The 18,328-nt window shown below is 45.4% G+C and carries 23 protein-coding genes; 3 read left to right on the top strand and 20 right to left on the bottom strand.

All coding sequences use genetic code 11. The annotated features are described in order from the left end of the window. Positions 1-11: 11 nt before the first annotated feature. The 8 genes from ACI3EZ_RS03210 to ACI3EZ_RS03245 all read right to left on the bottom strand — a co-directional run bounded on the left by ACI3EZ_RS03210 (position 12) and on the right by ACI3EZ_RS03245 (position 7,987). A complete protein-coding gene (locus ACI3EZ_RS03210) occupies positions 12-260 on the bottom strand; it encodes a hypothetical protein (RefSeq protein ID WP_405024507.1) in 249 nt (82 codons plus the stop codon). A 10-nt stretch (positions 261-270) separates the two neighbouring features. After that, positions 271-1,530 carry a D-alanyl-D-alanine carboxypeptidase family protein gene (locus tag ACI3EZ_RS03215; RefSeq protein WP_405025501.1) on the bottom strand — a complete coding sequence of 420 codons (1,260 nt, stop codon included), beginning with the start codon at positions 1,528-1,530 and terminating at the stop codon, positions 271-273. A gap of 21 nt (positions 1,531-1,551) precedes the next feature. Further along, positions 1,552-2,706, bottom strand: a complete 1,155-nt coding sequence (locus ACI3EZ_RS03220; RefSeq protein WP_405024509.1) for a sensor histidine kinase — start codon at positions 2,704-2,706, stop codon at positions 1,552-1,554. 12 nt (positions 2,707-2,718) lie between these two features. After that, positions 2,719-3,405, bottom strand: a complete 687-nt coding sequence (locus ACI3EZ_RS03225) for a response regulator transcription factor (RefSeq protein ID WP_405024510.1) — start codon at positions 3,403-3,405, stop codon at positions 2,719-2,721. Between the two features lie 210 nt (positions 3,406-3,615). Next, positions 3,616-5,106: an IMP dehydrogenase gene (gene guaB, locus ACI3EZ_RS03230; RefSeq protein WP_405025502.1), complete on the bottom strand. Its 1,491-nt coding sequence runs from the start codon at positions 5,104-5,106 to the stop codon at positions 3,616-3,618. Between the two features lie 138 nt (positions 5,107-5,244). Continuing rightward, positions 5,245-6,021: a tyrosine-protein phosphatase gene (locus ACI3EZ_RS03235; RefSeq protein ID WP_405025503.1), complete on the bottom strand. Its 777-nt coding sequence runs from the start codon at positions 6,019-6,021 to the stop codon at positions 5,245-5,247. Positions 6,022-6,083: 62 nt separating this feature from the next. Continuing rightward, a complete protein-coding gene (locus ACI3EZ_RS03240; RefSeq protein WP_405025504.1) occupies positions 6,084-7,457 on the bottom strand; it encodes a hemolysin family protein in 1,374 nt (457 codons plus the stop codon). Positions 7,458-7,516: 59 nt separating this feature from the next. Next, positions 7,517-7,987 carry a hypothetical protein gene (locus ACI3EZ_RS03245; protein WP_405025505.1) on the bottom strand — a complete coding sequence of 157 codons (471 nt, stop codon included), beginning with the start codon at positions 7,985-7,987 and terminating at the stop codon, positions 7,517-7,519. A gap of 154 nt (positions 7,988-8,141) precedes the next feature. On the opposite strand from ACI3EZ_RS03245, the gene ACI3EZ_RS03250 reads away from it, so the two are divergent. Both ACI3EZ_RS03250 and ACI3EZ_RS03255 read left to right on the top strand, forming a co-directional pair. Further along, positions 8,142-8,837, top strand: a complete 696-nt coding sequence (locus ACI3EZ_RS03250) for a L,D-transpeptidase (protein WP_405024515.1) — start codon at positions 8,142-8,144, stop codon at positions 8,835-8,837. Between the two features lie 58 nt (positions 8,838-8,895). Then, a complete protein-coding gene (locus ACI3EZ_RS03255; RefSeq protein ID WP_405025506.1) occupies positions 8,896-9,498 on the top strand; it encodes a L,D-transpeptidase in 603 nt (200 codons plus the stop codon). A gap of 140 nt (positions 9,499-9,638) precedes the next feature. On the opposite strand, the gene ACI3EZ_RS03260 is transcribed toward ACI3EZ_RS03255, so the two are convergent. The 3 genes from ACI3EZ_RS03260 to ACI3EZ_RS03270 form a co-directional block, all read right to left on the bottom strand. After that, a complete protein-coding gene (locus ACI3EZ_RS03260) occupies positions 9,639-10,451 on the bottom strand; it encodes a L,D-transpeptidase (RefSeq protein WP_405025507.1) in 813 nt (270 codons plus the stop codon). 96 nt (positions 10,452-10,547) lie between these two features. Continuing rightward, positions 10,548-10,688: a hypothetical protein gene (locus ACI3EZ_RS03265; protein ID WP_283582288.1), complete on the bottom strand. Its 141-nt coding sequence runs from the start codon at positions 10,686-10,688 to the stop codon at positions 10,548-10,550. Positions 10,689-10,774: 86 nt separating this feature from the next. Next, entirely contained in the window at positions 10,775-11,488 is a 714-nt protein-coding gene (locus ACI3EZ_RS03270) for a class A sortase (protein WP_405025508.1), read from the bottom strand. A 152-nt stretch (positions 11,489-11,640) separates the two neighbouring features. Here ACI3EZ_RS03270 and ACI3EZ_RS03275 point away from each other — a divergent pair, with 152 nt between their 5' ends. Continuing rightward, the gene (locus tag ACI3EZ_RS03275; RefSeq protein ID WP_405024519.1) at positions 11,641-11,802 is read left to right on the top strand and encodes a hypothetical protein; all 162 of its coding nucleotides are present in this window, start codon (positions 11,641-11,643) and stop codon (positions 11,800-11,802) included. A gap of 73 nt (positions 11,803-11,875) precedes the next feature. Here ACI3EZ_RS03275 and ACI3EZ_RS03280 read toward each other — a convergent pair whose 3' ends face one another. Genes ACI3EZ_RS03280 through ACI3EZ_RS03320 form a run of 9 tightly spaced genes read right to left on the bottom strand, consistent with a single transcriptional unit; the run spans position 11,876 to position 18,324 of the window. Beyond that, entirely contained in the window at positions 11,876-12,748 is an 873-nt protein-coding gene (locus ACI3EZ_RS03280; protein WP_405025509.1) for a DegV family protein, read from the bottom strand. An 11-nt stretch (positions 12,749-12,759) separates the two neighbouring features. Further along, positions 12,760-13,113, bottom strand: coding sequence for a fluoride efflux transporter FluC (locus ACI3EZ_RS03285; RefSeq protein WP_405024521.1), 354 nt, complete (start codon positions 13,111-13,113; stop codon positions 12,760-12,762). Continuing rightward, positions 13,110-13,484 carry a fluoride efflux transporter FluC gene (locus ACI3EZ_RS03290; RefSeq protein WP_405025510.1) on the bottom strand — a complete coding sequence of 125 codons (375 nt, stop codon included), beginning with the start codon at positions 13,482-13,484 and terminating at the stop codon, positions 13,110-13,112. The genes ACI3EZ_RS03285 and ACI3EZ_RS03290 overlap by 4 nt, the downstream gene beginning before the upstream one ends. A gap of 30 nt (positions 13,485-13,514) precedes the next feature. Continuing rightward, complete coding sequence (locus tag ACI3EZ_RS03295) at positions 13,515-14,348, bottom strand: Cof-type HAD-IIB family hydrolase (RefSeq protein ID WP_405025511.1); 834 nt, start codon at positions 14,346-14,348, stop codon at positions 13,515-13,517. A gap of 29 nt (positions 14,349-14,377) precedes the next feature. Next, entirely contained in the window at positions 14,378-15,103 is a 726-nt protein-coding gene (locus tag ACI3EZ_RS03300) for a TerC family protein (RefSeq protein WP_405025512.1), read from the bottom strand. Between the two features lie 42 nt (positions 15,104-15,145). Then, complete coding sequence (locus ACI3EZ_RS03305; protein ID WP_405024525.1) at positions 15,146-15,982, bottom strand: YitT family protein; 837 nt, start codon at positions 15,980-15,982, stop codon at positions 15,146-15,148. 47 nt (positions 15,983-16,029) lie between these two features. After that, a complete protein-coding gene (locus tag ACI3EZ_RS03310) occupies positions 16,030-16,446 on the bottom strand; it encodes a helix-turn-helix domain-containing protein (protein ID WP_405024526.1) in 417 nt (138 codons plus the stop codon). Continuing rightward, on the bottom strand, positions 16,439-17,416 hold the full coding sequence (locus tag ACI3EZ_RS03315; RefSeq protein ID WP_405025513.1) for a glycosyltransferase family 2 protein: 978 nt from the start codon (positions 17,414-17,416) through the stop codon (positions 16,439-16,441). Before ACI3EZ_RS03315 ends, ACI3EZ_RS03310 begins: the two co-directional genes overlap by 8 nt. 2 nt (positions 17,417-17,418) lie before the next feature. After that, the gene (locus tag ACI3EZ_RS03320) at positions 17,419-18,324 is read right to left on the bottom strand and encodes a beta-1,6-N-acetylglucosaminyltransferase (protein ID WP_405024528.1); all 906 of its coding nucleotides are present in this window, start codon (positions 18,322-18,324) and stop codon (positions 17,419-17,421) included. Positions 18,325-18,328 lie beyond the last annotated feature (4 nt).

Here is an 18,328-nt window from a genome sequence, read left to right on the forward strand (position 1 = left end):
TAAACCTCCAATTAACCTAACCACCAACTAATCATTATAATTAGCACAAGGACAATAATTAACCCCCATTCCTGTGCAGTTAACCGTCGGCGTATAATTCCAGTTGCACCTGTTGCGCAAAGAGTTAGCCATCCGAGCGGGGAAAGCCACCGTAGCATCACCGTTCGCCCAAGAAAAAAACCAAGTGCCGCTACCACAAACAGTGCAATCATTAATAGCACCGTTGCCCCATAAAATATCCGGGTAAATTTTTCCCGCATCGTTCTCCTCCTATATTGAGCGTATCAACCGAGCCCACCAGCTAATTCGAGTGGTTGCCTGAGTAGCTTCAACCGGAAGCTTCACCGTTGACGTCCCATCCATTCGCTGCAGTCCCTGAGTAGTTACATTAAGGGTTCCCACTCGTTGGTAACGAACTACTGGGGCTATGACTTGATTATTTTTAGCACAGCTTGTTATGGGGGTTAACTTTTTTTGAAGCCGGCTTCCCTTGTGCACCCAAATTGCTGTTCCCCGTTGAGGAACAACCTTAACCCGGTATTTGTGTCCATCCACAACACGAATTGTGCGGGCCCCCCGAACTGCTTTGTGGGCTGCGATTTGCTGAACACGATAATTATTGGTTACCTGATCAAGTAACTGTTTAGTTGCCGAAAACCGGGCATTCTGCTCCTTATTAGGTACTCCCAAAACAACCGTAATTAGCCGGCGACCCTTTACGTCAACAACACCAACAAAGCATTGACCCGCAGCCTTCGTTGACCCGGTTTTTAATCCTAAAACGTGGTACGCCGGATCGGCTGCAGACCCCCCCGGAAGCATCTGATTAGAACCCTGATACTGCCGGCCAGCAAACGTAAGCTGTCGTTGTTGGCTCATCGTTAAAATTTGGGGATCCGCGCGGAGCAAATGTTGCGTTACAATTACCAAATCACGTGCAGATAACTGATTCTTCGCCGCTTTAGAAACGCCCGCAATCCGGTCAGCACCATCGTCACCGTTATCAAGGCCATTGGCGGTATACATCTTGGCATCCTTAATTCCCCACCGGCACAGCTGCGCTCGCATCATAGCCGCAAACCTCGCCGGATGATTATGAGAAACAACATCAGCGAGCGCTTGGGCCGCGTCATTCGCAGAACAAACAAGAGCTGCCTGAAAAAGATCCCGAACCCGGTACTTCTTCCCAGCAGTCAGCGGAACATTCATTAGCGTTTTATCCTTAGTTAATCCAGCTGCCGCCTTCGAAACAACAATCCGCTGATTCCACCGGAGCTTCCCTGTTTTAATCTGTTGCACCACAATATACAGCGTTACTAATTTGGTTAACGAAGCAATCGGAACAACCTGGCGACTATTTTTCGTCGCAAGAATCTGCCCGGTCTGATTATCAACAACCATCGCGGCCCGCACATTTGCTTGGTTAACACGCAATCCCTCTGTCCGCGCTGCACTAGCAGGGAGCGCTCCTCCTAGCGCAATTAAGGTGAGGAACGCAATCTCCATTACCATAATTCCAAAACGTTTCATTTCTTTTAAGTCCCTTAAGCATTATTTTCGTGGTGGTTGCAACTTATCCGCATGATTAAATGGAAGGTGTACCATAAACTTTGTCCACTCACTATCAGACGTTACTTGAATATATCCGTGGTGCCGGTTAACAATTCCCTGCGTAATAGCCAGTCCCAATCCGGTTCCCCCCGTTTTCCGGGAACGAGAACCTTCAACCCGGTAAAACCGATCAAACAGTTTAGGGAGGGCGCCAGCTGGAATTGGTTCCCCATCATTAGCCACGGTAACAATTACTTCCTGGGAAGAGAGCTTGCGACACGTCACAACGATGTGCTTACCGCCTTTCCCATACTTAATCGCATTTGTAATAAGATTACTGAAAACCCGCGCAAGTTTTTCTGGGTCAACCTCAACCCGGAGATTATCCGGAACATTAGAAGTTAATTCCATTCCCTTCTCTTCGGCCTCTAACTCAAAACTTGCCGTTAACTGGTCAAGCATTGATCCCAGATTAACTGTTGTTAGTTTTAACGGGTTGTCCGTTTGTTGGATCTTAGTATACTCAAAAAGATCCTCTACCAGCGACTTCATTTGCTTCGCTTTTAAGTAAGCTGTATGGGTATACTTCAGAAGGTCATCTTCATCCTTATACTGACCTTCTTCAATTAATCCTAAATACCCGATAATTGAGGTTAACGGTGTGCGAATATCATGACTAACATTTACAATTAATTCATCCTTCGACCGTTCAATTCGCCGTTCCTCAGCCATTGCGTTAATCGTACTATCAACTAACGTGTTAACACTAGTTACAATCCGCTGCATCTGGCCCTTAAGAACAAACGGAATTCGGTGTTCAAAATGACCCGCGCCAATGTAGTGCAGCTCCATAATAATATGACGAAGCTCGATCTGATGCATTCGTCGCACTAGCCGCCAGTGCACAATGATAAAATTAACCACCATCATTACCAAAACAAAAATGGTTCCCCAACTAAGCATCGTTGCCCGGTTAGCTCCAAAGATAAACGACGTTCTAAGTGCAAAAAGCCCAGACCGCAGCTGTGGGTCAGCAGAAAGTGCCGTGTTAAGAATAACAAAGACGGACGTCTCAAGAAGCAACGATAAAATTAACGTTACGACACCCTCGCCAACTAACTCACTTTTTTCCCGCGATGTTAGCTTTAACTTCATTTTTCTTTTGTATTATGCCTCAATCTTGTAACCAACGCCCCAAACGGTCTGAATCACCTTTTCACCACCAGTAGCTTCTTCAATCTTATCCCGCAAATGGCTAACATGAACCATTACGGTCTTAGCAGAAACAACTGATTCCTGGCGCCAAACCCGTTCAAAAATTTCATCGGCAGAAAATACCCGGTTCGGGTAACTTGCGAGTAAATATAAAATTCCAAACTCAAGGGCCGTCAGCTGAATATTATTCCCGTTTACAGTCTTAACTTCGTGAGAATCCTTTTTAATAATTAATGGTCCCACTTCAATCCTATCAGGTTCGTCGTTCTTAACTTCATGCTGTGCCCGCCGCATAAGCGACTTTACCCGCGCCATAACTTCCAGCGGGTTAAATGGTTTCGTTACGTAGTCATCCGCTCCCTGAACAAGTCCCTGAATCTTGTCTAGGTCGTCTGTTTTTGCGGAAAGCATCAAAATCGGAATTTGCGAATCGCGCCGTACTTCCCGGATAACAGCCAGCCCGTCCATTTCTGGCATCATTACATCAAGAATCATCAATGCAGTATCCGGGTTAGTATTTAACTTCGTGAGGGCTTCCCGGCCATTGTAGGCCTTTTCTACTTCGTAACCTTCATTTTCGATGTAAATGCCGAGTAATTCAACAATTTCCTTATCGTCATCAACAACTAAAATTTTCATTCGTCACGTCTCCTTACTTACCCACGAATTACGTGGACGGTTGGCTTTATTATAGCAAATTTTATCCGCTCTCTGGGAAATGATCGGATTATATCTCCCAAACAAAAACAAACCGGAAGACCATCATCCCCGTTCTATTGCGGGTTTGGTCGGCCAACCGGTTTGTTTTTATTATTATTTAAAATTAAGTTAATTTAATCTTTTCTTCGATTATTTCCGAGAATAGTTCGGCGCTTCCTTAGTAATCTGAACGTCGTGGGGGTGTGATTCCCGCAACCCAGCCCCAGTAATCTGGACAAACTGAGCATTATCAATTAAAGCTTGGAGGTTTGAGGCCCCACAATAGCCCATTCCTGCTCGAAGGCCACCACATAATTGGTAAACCATGTCAGCAACCTTACCCTTATAAGCAACCCGACCTTCAATCCCTTCCGGCACGAGTTTATTAGCCTCGTTTACCCCGCTCTGGAAGTACCGGTCTGATGAACCGTGCGTCGAGTCCATGGCTCCTAAACTCCCCATTCCACGATAGGTCTTGAACCGCCGGCCCTGATAAATTTCCGTTTCACCCGGGGCTTCGTCCGTTCCGGCCAACATTGAACCCAACATAACAGCGTTCCCGCCGGCCGCAATTGCCTTAACAATGTCACCAGAGTACTTGATCCCTCCATCAGCAATAATCGGCTTCCCGTACTCGCGGGCAACGCTTGCTGCATCATAAACCGCCGTTAACTGGGGAACTCCTACCCCAGCCACAATCCGGGTTGTACAAATTGACCCAGGGCCAATTCCAACCTTAACCACATCAACGCCCGCTTCAAACAGAGCCCGGGTTGCTTCACCCGTAGCAACGTTCCCCGCAACCAGCGTTGCGTCCGGGAAATGCTCCCGAATTTCCTTAATTTTCCGTAAAACACCAGCAGAATGTCCGTGGGCCGTATCAATAACCAGTGCATCTGCTCCAGCATCAAGCAAAGCAGCTGCCCGGTCAAACGTATCGCTCGTTACCCCAACAGCAGCGGCAACCAAAAGTCGGCCGTACTTATCCTTAGCTGCATGCGGGAACTCAACGACCTTCTCAATATCCTTAAGGGTAATTAACCCCGTCAACCGTCCTTTATCATCAACCATCGGTAGCTTTTCAATCTTGTTATCTTCAAGAATCTGCTGTGCTTCTTGCACGGTCGTTCCCTGCGGTGCCGTTATCAACTCTTCTTCCGGACTCATTACGGTTTCGATTGAAACGGAGTAGTCGCTAACAAACCGAATATCCCGGTTAGTAATAATCCCCACCAACTTCTTATCCGTCGCATTGTTAACCACCGGCACCCCGCTAATATGATACTTGCTCATTAGCGCTTCTGCTTCGCTAACGGCCCGGTCAGGAGTCAAGAAGAATGGATTAATAATAACGCCGTTTTCGGATCGCTTAACCTTCCGCACCTCATCAACCTGACGGTCAATTGTCATGTTTTTATGAATGACACCCAGGCCTCCTTGCCGGGCCATGGCAATGGCCATCGCCGATTCCGTAACAGTGTCCATCCCAGCACTAATAATCGGGATATTCAGCTTGATATTCTTTGCCAACTGGGCACCCAAATCCACCTCATTTGGCAAAACATGGCTCTCCGCCGGAATTAACAAGACGTCGTCAAAAGTAAATCCTTTTTTATCAAACTTGGTATCCCAATTTGTCATTGCGCTGTCTCCTTTATTAATTATTTAACGTCTAATCTACAAGAAAGATGAACGTTTGGCAAGTAAATTCGGCTAACTAAGGCAATTCTAATGCTAATATCATTATTATTTACAAAATAGTTCGCAAATTATGCCGTATTAGTTTAAATACAACTTACGGAGCCGGGCGACCTGTCGGGACGTAATTCCCACGATATTTGTTAGGTACGCCATAAAATCCCCCGCCATCAATTGAATTGTCAACTCCATCACCTTAAAATCTTGTTCACTAACCATTGGTTGTTTATTCATTTCGTTTACCAGAGCAGCATCCTGTCCTGGCACCAATAGCTCGTTTAACTCCGAGGGCGAAAGCGAACTGAACGTCAGGTTAGTCAGCATGTAATCCCGCAAAATATCCGCTCGCCGCACACCCAGCGCATTTAAAACCAAAAACGCAGCCACCCCCGTGCGGTCCTTTCCCGCCGTGCAGTGGAACAAGACTGCCTGATGTCGCCGCCGGTTTTTTAATAAGACTGCAAAGAGTTCGCGCCAAACACCAAGGGCATGCGGATCCGTCAACATCTGGGCATAGGCCTGCCCGGCAAGACTTAACCCCACACGGTTTAGTCGCGCCATCCGGGCAAAGCCGACGTTTTGGGAAAGCTGATTGGTGAACGGATAAACGGACATGTGGTGGAAGGACACCCCGTGCATCGGCCGGTCGGGAACCACAATGGTTTCAGCTTCCTCACGGAGATCAACAACTTGTCGTAAACCAGCAGCTTTAAGGGTAGCCTTGTCCGCCTTACTCAATTCACCGAGATGGCCGCTCCGCATTAGCTTATGCCACCGAACATGCCGCCCATCCGCTGTTTCGTATCCACCAAGCTCACGGAGGTTAATTCCCCGTTCTAGCGGTAAAATCCGTTCCATTATGCTCACCTTACCTTTTTACAAATAAAGCGGTTGCCCCGCTGCAACCGCCAATCTACGCATCATTTATCTAGTGGGAGAACCGATGCATCCCCATCATCTTCGCGCACCTCATCTGCGGGGAGTCGCCGCACAGTAACCCACTCAATGAAGTTCCGCTCAAACTTCGTTACTTCCAGTTCAAATGGTCCAATCCGAACCTTTGTCCCCTGTTTAATCTGCTGGTAATTTTCAAGTAAATAGCCAGCTACCGTTACGCTTTCCGATTCCAAGAAGTCCTTACTCCGAAACTTAAAGAATCGTTCAAAGTCATACAACGTTGTCTTCCCGGATACCTGATAAGTCCCGTCGTCGTTTTTTATAATGTCTTCAGCAGAAACATCGTCAATTTCATCCTTGACGGTCCCAAAGAGTTCTTCGTAGATATCCTTGTCAGTTACGATCCCACTCGTTCCGCCATACTCATCCAGAACAACGACAATCGGGGTTTGCCGTTTAATCATCTGCTGGAGAAGCTCCTGAATCGGAGTAACTTCCGGTACACTTATGATTGTCCGTAAAAGCCGGCTAACGGGCAGTTGAGCGTCAACCTGCGCCTGCCTGATCATGTCATAGATGTAGACGTACCCAAGGATCTTGTCCTTATCATTTTGTGCAACAACTGGGAACCGGCTAAAACCATCTTGCAGGTACCGGTTAATAACCTCCTGAACAGTACTATTAATGTCAACGACTTCAAGGCTTGTCCGGTCCACCATAACGTCCTTAGCAACCTTATCATTCAAGTCAAACGCCCGTTGCATGTACACGTAGTCGTTCTTTTCAAGGGTCCCCCCCGAAACAGCATTCCGTGATAGGTTGAGAATTTCGTTTTGCGACAACGCATCCTCTTCTTTCCCAGCCGGCGGAAGCCCTAACCACTTAACAATCGTCGATGCCGAAACGTTTAATAACCATACAAACGGGTAAAATAAGACATGGAAATAATGGAGTGGCGTTACAACAAACATCATCATTTTCATCGGCTTATCGATGCTGATGTTTTTGGGAACAATCTCCGTTAACACCACTTCAAGGTACGTTAATAATAAGACACCAAGGGCTGAACTAACCGCAACGGCTGTCGTGTGGTTAACATGCGCCAGTCCTAAAAGACGACCAAAAAACGTTGCCAACCCGTCGGCACCAATCCATCCTAAGAGGATTCCCGCTAGTGAAACCCCCACCTGCGTGGTTGAAAGATACTCGTTTAGGTTAGACACCATCTGCAAGGCCATTTTAAGTTTTCGTGCACTTCCCTGCCCGTTTTCAAGCCGACTCTCCAGGGCTGTTTTCCGCACTGATACCAACGCAAATTCTGCCGCCACAAAGAAAGCAGCAAAGTAAAACACAATAAGTACAGTAACTAGGTCAATTATCGCCGGACCACCTGGCACAGGTCATTCCCCATTTCTTTTCGGGCTTTTACCCGTAAATCTTTTCTAGCCCCATTCTATCACTTTTCAGTTGCCACGTTTTTCTCAATTACCGCTTGTTTTTCAGCGAGCATTATAGTTAACTTAGCGATTACGTCGTTAGGAGCGCTTAAAACCGCCGCAACAGAAGCCACCTTATCAATTCGTAATCCCGAACGGTTGATTGCGGATGATTTAACAACCAGATACGCATTAACCGGAACACTTTCATCCGGATCATCAAAAAAATTAGCAACCTTTGTAATATTTTCAGCCGGCAAATTAATGATTCCCGTCTCTAATCGCAGTGTCACTTGCTCCCCCGCAAATTGCGTTGTCACGCTGCTTTGGACCAGTTCGTTCTTTGCCACATGCTTGGTCAATCCATCAACTAAGACAGCGGCCACCCTTTCACTGCCCAACCGTGCGTACTCCTCAACACCAGCGGTGACCGTTTCTTGCGTCATTCCCGCTGTTACCTGATCGATAAACGTTGCCACCTTAATCTCCATGCTGAATCCTCCTGGGCTAGTTTAAATCATGCGGTATTCTACCCGATAATTCGGCGAAATGCAATCATTGCTGGTAAAAATTGACTTTTCTAGCCGTTCCGGCTAATTTATCTATAGTACTAAATAATAGTAAAAACGAACGGAGATTAGTAATATGAAGACCAATTTACGCAAGCCAGTTCTCCTAATTGGAGCACTCGGATTAATTATTCTTGGGGGCGGACTTCTCGGCTACGGTCTCACCCACCACCCGACACAATCGTCCCGCCCACACGTAATCGTTCATTCAACCAAGCAAACAACACACCATTCTACCCCGAGGACACCGGTCAATAAGCAACAACGGATTGCATTCCCCACTCCCAAAGACATGCGCCAACCAATTAATTGGCAGCAATCCTCAGAAACAAAGGAGTACCCGGATTTAAAGCACGTTCATAATCTTTCCTTACTAGTAAACATTAGGAAAAAACGGGTCTACGTGATGAGCAATAACCATCCAGTCTACACGATGTATGCGTCCGCCGGGACACTTACCAGCAATCCAAATAACGAAGAGCCTACTAGTAAGACGCCGAGCGGAAACTTTACTACGGGGGATAAGCAAGAACCACTTGTTAACAACCAGCAAGGTTACCACTTCAACATCGCATTTACTAACCACAACGGGACAACCTTATATTTCCGCACTGGTCCGACAAACTTAAGTGGAAACTACAACGCTAAGAAAAACAAAGCAATCGGGAAAAAGAACGTAACGGACGGGAGCATCTGGTTAACAAAAACGGACGCACAATGGTTGTACCAGAACCTTCCGGATCATACCAAAGTAACAATCGCTCTAGGGTAATCCCCAGCCCGTTAAATCAGCACATTAATAAGGGGTATCCAAAGGAGGATTAAAGAAAATGAAAAAATTTTTACCATTATTGGTGACCGGTTGCATTGGTTTGACCATCGGCGGGAGTAGCACTTCGGTTATTACTTTAACAACACCACTTGTCCGCGCAACAACCGTCAGCCACCACATGCGGACACCAATTAACTGGCACAAACCATCCGAAACGGTCGCATACCCTAACCTCGAAACCACTAAAAAGCTATGGATTAAAGTTGCACTAAAAAAGTGCAGGGTCTACATCATGTCCGGTAAAAAAGTGATTTATACAATGTATTGTTCGGGTGGGGTATACCAGCGTAATCCAAAGAACCATAAAATGGTCAGCACCACCCCAACAGGCACGTTTCACATTCAAAACGTTCGGGGAGATTCCTTCTTCAATAACAAACTTGGTGAAGGCGCCAATTACTATGTTTCATGGAAGGGAAATGGAGTTTACCTTTTTCACTCCGTTCCAACTAAAGCAAACGGCCAATACAACGTCAAGGAAGCCAAAAAGCTCGGAAAGCATCCAGGATCACACGGCTGTATTCGGTTATCCGTAGCCGATGCTAAATGGTTCCATACTGCTGTTCCAACGGGTACTAAAGTCGTAATTACCAATGAATAATCCGTAAAAAGCAGAATGGAGTAAAAACAAGCGCAATGAAAGCAGCAAACTAAGCAAATCACGCTATGCTTTCATTCCGCTTGTTTATTTTGGCTCGAATTAGAAAATTACACCTTACGCCCCAAGCTTGTTATGCAGTTTTAAAATTGATTCCAGTACTGCGCAATACTATCTGATTGGTAGCCATTAACAATAATCTGGGTCCCAGGCTTAATGTTTCTACTAAGCCACTGAGCATCAGGGACAGACACATAAATAGCCCCATTATTCCGGTGGTTATGTTTTTTCGATAATTTGGTTGAACCAAAGCGCCACAAACCCCTTTTTAACGGGTGACCCTTTTGTGATAACGGAATGGACTTAATTTGTCCTTGGCTTTGCCCCGTCGAATAAATTAACCATCCGCTAGTTCCCTGATTCAATTGCGGATCAAAAAACTGCCCGCCCCTCCGGGTAATATGAGCAAAGCCAAGAACCGTCTTATTTTGCTTTACTCCATTCTGATAATTTTTCCCGATTGATGCATACATTGTATACACCGGATACGGTCCTTCCATTACAAAAACCCGCTGCCGTTTAGTTGATACCAATAACCAAACGGTGTGTCGATTATCCCGATTAAGTTTTTTTCTCAAATAAGTCCGCTGGGCCGAACCCTTCTTTTTTTGTGCGCGGGCTAATATCGTCGTCTGGCGTTTCATTTCCCGAGAAACATTTGGATATGGAATTGTCATTGATGGCTGATTCCACTGGATATTTTGGCGCATTGCTTTCTTTTGAAGCCGTTTTTGATGAGCAATTCGTCGGTTAAGCCGCCGGTCAAGCCGCGCTTGACGAGCCATGCGAATATTATTTTCCCGGCTTGCACGGTGAACAACCACAGCACTAATTCCTGTGATCAAAATCAAAACTACGGTTATCGTCCATGCCAGAACGTGCTTCTCTTTTTTCATTATCTTTCTCCACCGTCCAGTTAAGATTCCTAACTAAATCGGGGTCATGACCACCGTCACGACCCCGCCTTAGTAATTACGTCATTAAAATAAATATTACTTAGCAGCCTTATCAGCCTCTTCACGTTCCTTTAAGAAGTCTAAAACTGCCAGGTGCTCCTTCCGCCGCTTCTTAACATTCTTTGAGTTAACCGGGCGCCGGTCATTAGCAGCACCGATATGATTATTGTGTGCCATGAGCTTAACCTCCCCTCACACTGCCTATGCTTGATTCATTTTACCTGGTTTAGGGGGATTTTTCAAGGTGCAATAGTTGTTTCACACTAAACAAGCTTAAAGAGGTCCTTATAGGTATTAGTTGACTTATGATCAAATACCCGCAAATTCTTATCGTTAGCGTCTTCCGTCCTTACCAATTTCCCATGCACAATAATTCTTTGCGTAACACCCGGATGCCATGTCCGACACGTAATTAACGTACAAATTCGTTCACCCGGAATAATTTTCAAAACGCTAGTATCGTCTTCATTAACAATCTTGTTACTATATACCTTATACACATATACTTTTTTACCATCCGTTATATAAACATAGCTGTTTTTCTTTACTTTCCCCAAAGGCGAAAATAACATATGTTCATTGGGAACATGGTGGCATGCTAATGCATAATTACCTTCTCCCATCTTCTCGGTAGGAGACATTGTTCCCGCTCCCTTTAACAGAACATCATTGGATACACCATAAAAAATTGGAAGGCGAATGCTAACAGAGGGTATCGCAATCTTCCCAATTACGCTTGGGTTTGACCGCATTGCTTTCAACATATTACTAATATTTGCAGCTTCAACCCCACTATAATTAAACGTTGCATGCTTCTTATCCGTCGCGGTTACACGCTCAATTTTTTGGCCCGCAGCGTGATTACTCATAATTCCGATTCCTAATTCCTTCAACTGTTCGTTAAATACAAGAGCCAACCCTACTACTACAAGCACGACTACCAGTATCCACCGTAACCATTTTCTTAATTTTCGCACATCAATTCATCTACCTTTAGCTCAAATTAATTACTTATCGCCAGTATACCGCGTCAGATACCGAACCGCAATTTTCACGGTTGAAATCGGTTGCAAAAAAATACTAATTCTGATAAATTAAAGTTGATTATGAGCCAGTGGAGGTGGCAGTTATGAACGATGCTGACAGTTTTTCATCGCAAATGTTCCAGTATTTCCCAGGAAATTATAATAAACAAACCGATGAACTCTCACTTGAAGGGGTAAGCCCCGAAGTACTTGATACTCTCCAAGCAATGATGGAATTCGCTGCCGTCTCCCCAACATTGCGTTAATGAGTTAACTACAAGAGTGCGACAAGAAGAAAAAGCGGGCGTGAAGACATTACGCCCGTTTTTTCTAATTAACTTACATCTGCTGATAGTCCGGCCCGCATCCAACCACAATACTATCCGTTCCAAGATAAACCGCCAACGCTGGCCCCATTGGTGCACTGGAAAGCTGACACAACGGGAACTCTTCCTTAAAGAACCCCATGCGAGCAAAGCGATTGGCTTCGTCGCCACACGTCATCGCGGTAATCCGCAGCTGTGCGCCAAACCGATCATACCACGGAATTATCCGGTCACAGATTGCCTGGTTCGCTCGCTTAATCCGCGACTTAGTTTCAACTGCGGTAATCTTTCCTGCCTGATTAAACGTTAACACCGTCTTCAACCGCCGAAGCTTATTTCCAACTACCGTTGCGCCGTTTGAAATATACCCCATCTGGGCTAATTGACTCATCCGATCAACAATCATCAAAGTTTGACTCTGATCACGCATTGTTATTAGCCGCGCCATTACTTGAGGCAAAGCCCGCCCCTGTTCAAGTAACCGTAACGCATACCGAACATACTGTTGCTCAGGGAGGCCCGCCGTATTCGTATCGAAAATGTGAAAAGTTAATTCTGGCAATTGGGAAACGCACGCCTGAACATTAGCCCCCAAACTATTAATTCCCCCAGCAAGATGAATAACTAAAACATCAGTAATTCCTTCGTTTTGAAGCGCCCGAAAGACACCCACAAGTCGCTCACGGGGAATGGGCGTTGGCGTTGGCACGGTTTCGGCATCCATGGATGCTACTATTTGCTGGTAGTCTAAGTCAATCCCCTCCCAACAAACATGCTGGCCGACCTGGAAAGGAAGTGGTAACACCGTTATATCAAGTTCCTTTGCTTCACGTACCGTAAATCCCGCTGCACTATCAGTTACAAGCGCACATTTCACTTTTGTCACCCATCCATTCGTTAAAACTGTCCGTTACCAACCATCATTCCAAGAAACCCGCAAATAAAACCACAAGTACTCATCAAAAAATACCCCAAGCCCGCTACGTAGCGTCTACTATGTAACAATCCAAACAGTTCCGTTTGGAAGGTTGAAAAGGTAGTGTATCCCCCCAGTACTCCTGTTCCGAAGAAGGCATACCAACCTGTTTTCAAACCCCGACCAACAAGAATTCCTAATAAAAATGCCCCCGATAAGTTCAATAACAGGGTCGCCCACGGAAAGTGATCCCACCCATGAGACCGGAAAAAAGTTGTTACCCCGAACCGCAAAAGAGCACCAAGCGCTGCTCCCAAGCCGACCGTAATAATCACAGGTGTTCACCTCCAACCATTCGGGCCAGAAGATACCCCGCCGTTACACACAAAAAACCACCTAACAAACTCAGCACGACGTAAACTCCCATCGCTCCTTCTAAATGCGTTCCCATCAATTTAAGGGCATCAATAACGTACGAAGAAAACGTTGTAAAAGCCCCGATAAACCCCGTTCCTAACCCAAGCGATAACCACTCCGGAAACGAAATTCGCGTTAAGATAGCATAGGTTAAAAATGATAGTGCAAAACATCCTACCAGGTTTGCCGTTACATCACCCCACAGTCCCCATAAAAGGCCGCAAAGATACCGGGCAGCGCCTCCCAAAAAAGCACCTCCCGCCACCGCTAAGCAGTTTTTCCAGTTCACGCTTTACTCTTCCTCTCCATTCTCAATAACTTAACTATGGCGATCATCATTCAAAATGAACCGTTCAATTACCTCTCCGACCGCACCAGCATCATTATCCGCCATGGTTACGTAGTCAGCAACCTGCTTAACATCATCCCGGCCGTTCGCAACACAGACTCCTAATCCCGCAGTTTTTAACATCGCCACGTCATTTAAATTATCACCAATTGCAACAATCTCTCCCGGCTTAACTCCCAAATACCGTCCTAAAGCAACAGCCGCCTGTCCCTTATCCGCTCCCGGCGCATTCACCTCCACGTACATATCCGACGAAAAGGTAATATTGAGCGGCTCGTGAATTGTTTCAGTGATCACCCTTCGGAAAGTGCGCCTTTCCTGCTCATCAGCAAGATAAAAAATAATTTTCATAATCGGCGTTGTCTTTAAAAAGGATAGTGTCCCCGTAGCCTCTTCATAAATAACCTTCCGCTGATTAAGGTAATTCTGATCAGCCGCCGTCATATTCCACACATATAATTGATCTGCAGTGTAAACGTGGGTATCCAATCCTCTACTCTGCGCGAGGTTGAAGAGTTGCACAACGGTTGTGTACGATAAGCCGTTCGTAATGATGGGGTGTAGTAGGTCAGTATTTGAAAATACCGCCGCTCCATTATACGAAATAACGTACTCATCCTTTAGCATGGCTAAACCTAAGGTATCCAGCACATAACCTAACGATCGCGCCGCCCGCCCCGTATTGGGAACGAACTTAACGCCTTGCTCATACGCAGCCTTAATTGCCGCAACATTACGCACCGGAATTTGCGCATCACTTCCAAGCAGTGTCTCATCCATATCACATACAATTAACCAGTACACCTAAAACTCCCCCTAAATCCATTCACCCATTACCTATTCCGTATCCGGTGAACAACCAACGTAACAACGACTGCCACTACAACGATTCCTCCAAAAAGGGGCGCTGGAATTTCAATTCCAATTTGTGGAATTGTTAAGAACAACTTAATCCCGATAACAATAATGAGAGCGTATGCCATCACTTCCAGCTCAGGGACTAATTCCATTAACCGCATAATTACTTCAGCGATCCCCCGCATCGCAAGAATTCCAATCATTCCGCCAATCAAAACAATCACGGGATTCGGTGAAATCGCTAATGACGCTAAAATTGAATCAACAGAAAATACTAGGTCCATTAATTCAATCGAAATAATTACCGACCAAAAGAGCGGTAACAACCGGCGCCGCGGCCGATTCTGTTTTTTATGACTGGGACGGGCCATATGATAAAAATGACTCCCCGCGAGGTAGAGGAGATACCCTGCACCAAGTACCTTAATCTCCCAAAAATTAATCAGGTACGCACCAATTCCAATTAAAATAAACCGAAATAGGTATGCTCCGCCTAAACCATAGAACAGCGATTTTCCCTGCTCCTTCTTTGTCGGTAGTTTTCTTGTCTGAGCTGCTAATACAATGGCATTATCCACTGATAAGAGACACTCAATAACAACTAACGACAAAATCGTTAGCCAATCCTGCGCTGAACTGATCACCGTAACCCAATTATGAAGATCAAAAAAGGGACCATAAAGGTGCTCTAAAAGTGACAATCACATCTTCCTTTCGTCTTAAGTTACCATTATTTTAGCATATCACCGAAACAGTTGAAGAATATCACCGGTAAACGTACTCCGGACAACTTGTAAGGTTACAAACGCATGAGGATCAATGGTAGTGATTAACGCCATTACTTGAGTTAAATCCTGCCGTTCACACACGCAGTAAATCACCTGTTTACGTTGCCCGCTCTTATAGCCATGACCATCTAAAAGGGTTACCCCCCGGTGGGTCTGGTGGTTCAACGCCCCCGCTAACTTATCCGCCTGATCCGAAACAATCATTACGCAGCGTTTTTCAACAAGTTGCGCCAATACCCGGTTAAGGACAACCGCTGAAACGTACAGTTCTATGATGGTAAGAAGCATGTTTTCCCCACCAATCACCAGTACCGACGGAAGGGCTACTGCCAAATCAAAGAACAGCATTGCATTCCCCGTTGCAACCCCCAAATACCGATTACAAATCCGCGCTAAAATCGTACTACCCGCAATTGTTCCGTCCCCCTGCATAATTATGCCAATGGCAATTCCCATTAAGACACCACCAACCAACGCCGCAACGAGTGGTTCACGGAGTGGTAGCCGGACGTCATGAAAAACACGCAAAGCAACTGTCATTACTGCGATTGCGTAACAAGTCCACCCGACAGTTTGCTGATCAAGGAAGCGCCACCCCACAATTAGGAGCACACCATTCAACACAAAATTCGTTAAACTAGGAGCAATATGGAATAAATAGTATCCCAACGTCATTAACCCAGAAACCCCGCCCTCACCAATATGATTAGCAAGCAATAAACAGTCCATTGCGATGGCATACAGGATCCCTCCGGCCGTAATTAAACAAACGTTCTTTATCCAGTGCTTCATTTTATCCCCCATAATAAAAATACCGACACTCCCGCGCCGGCAAAATTCTATTCAAGTGGTAACGTCACTTCATCCGATGATTGCCTCTTTCCTCGGTCATTCCGCCCGTGAAGGTACCCCTTAATAAGGGCATACACCTCCGTCCGCTCCTTTACCGTTAACGCGTGCCCGTTAAAATGCAACTGAGTTTCACCGACAAACAGATCCTCTAATTCAACGGTTGTTGGCTGGTAACCACTTAGGTAATCAACGGAAACACCAAAAAAGGTTGCCAATTTACGGACTTCAAGGTATGACGGGGTATTAGTCCCCCGTTCCCAGCTTCCAATTTGTGGACCGGTATTAGGGTGGCCGTCATCAATATCCCGATTTAACTGTGTTGCCAACGCAGGCAAGGATAACCCGCGCCCCTTCCGCAACGCCCGTAAACGCTCTGGAAACATCCAATCACCCCGTTTAATCATTACTTCGTTTTATCCTGTATAGTTTATGGTACACTCCCGGAAACGTTTTAATCAAGATGAAAGAGGCCGCGTATTTCCGGGGTAACTGCTTAAGAACCCCCAATTTTAACGGTAATTTCCGTAACTTCTTTTTGGTATCACGACTCATCCATTGATTACTTAACCTTAACTGATGGTGAATAAAATGAAGCGCTGTTCGAAAATAAAACGCAGTCCAAACATCAGAAGGGAGGGTTATTCCCACCTGTCTCATCAGCTCCTGAACAGCCGTAACATACCACTCAAATTTTTCACCAAGATGCTGATCATACGTATACGTTGTTGAGCCTTCATGTTTGTATAAATCATACAATGGCTGCTTAACCCACTTGATTTGTTGAGGGGTACAATGTGTCAGGTACTGGAGGACAAAAAATGAATCCTCATAGAAGTTTTTCCCCTGAAATTTAATCCCATTTTGAGCAATTATATCCGTCCGAAAGAGTTTATTCCACAAGCCAGCATCCATTTCCTGGTTACGACACAAAAAACGGGTAACCAAATCAAGCTGGGTTGTCGCCTGCTGAAGTGTACTGGTTATTTCACATTCCGCATGACTAGGGAAAATTTTTTTAATTCCACAAACTGCTAACAGTTGGTCACCGATTACCGTTGCCAATCGATCCAACATCCCCCGCTCAATTTGATCATCACTATCAATAAAGATAACGTGGCTCGCCCCATCGCTAATAGCTTGAACAAGGCCTTTTTGACGAGCAATCGCCTGGCCTTGAGAGTCCTGTTGAAACAGGTGAACGTTTGCTAACTGACCGTACAATTTTTTCATTGTTTCCGCCGATTGGTCCGTTGAGCCATCATCAACCAGGTAAATATCCCCCTGTTGCATACACTTCTCGGCTAATATCCCATCGACACACCGCTGAATGTTAGCAGCCGCGTTATACACCGGAATGATTACAGCAATGTTCACTATTAGCCCTCCTTTATTAATGACAGTAAATATTGAACTGGTTCCGTATTAACACGAACATCAAACTTTCGGGCAAATAACGCATCCGGTTGCCGCTCATATTCTTTTAAATCCGTAACTGTCACCAACGTCGGATTATGATCTTGCCATTTATACCGCCGAAGAATGGCGTCGCGATAGTCGCTATGCCGGTACACTCGCTTATAAAATGGAGAATTATACAGCCACGTAGCAACAAACACTTCGTCAACGCAGTAACCATACCTGCAAAACCGGAGAATTGCTTCTCGCTGTTCATTTAGGTACATTGCAAAATCCGTTGGTATACTAAACCAGTTTGCTCCGCTTTTAATCGCTAAGTTACTATTCCTCGTTCGTGAGACTCCTAGGTAATGCTGTAGCAGTGCTATCCCAAAATCAACATACTTTAACCCGCGACGCCCCTTAATAAAAGACCGGCCTTTCCCCACATATTTTTGAAACGGATGAAAAACATCATACCGTAATCTAAACCGTAGTGGATCCTCATCATGCTTCTCATCGTTGCAGTCAACAAAGATTTGTCCCTCATGTTTTTCAAAAAAGTCCATGATCCCATCCATTGGCTTGATCGGCAAATCCTGGCCAGACAACAAGTGGAAATAGTCATATTCCCCTCGATGTAATGCTTCCTGTAACAGATTCATTTCAGCCCAAACTTGCGTATAGTCGCCCCACGTCACCTTAATTCGTGGAATAAATATCACCCGCGATTGTTGGCACGCTCCAGCAAAGGCTGCCTCATTAAAAGTGATGTCTGCCTTATCAACATGAACGTATATATCACAATCCTTATGATCCAACAATTGAAGGAGAATTCGGAGTTGTTCATGATGTTGGTATGCGGTAATTAAAAAAGCATGTTTCATATTG

Origin of the sequence: Ligilactobacillus sp. LYQ60, from assembly GCF_045033015.1 — a bacterium.
Classification (GTDB): domain Bacteria; phylum Bacillota; class Bacilli; order Lactobacillales; family Lactobacillaceae; genus Ligilactobacillus.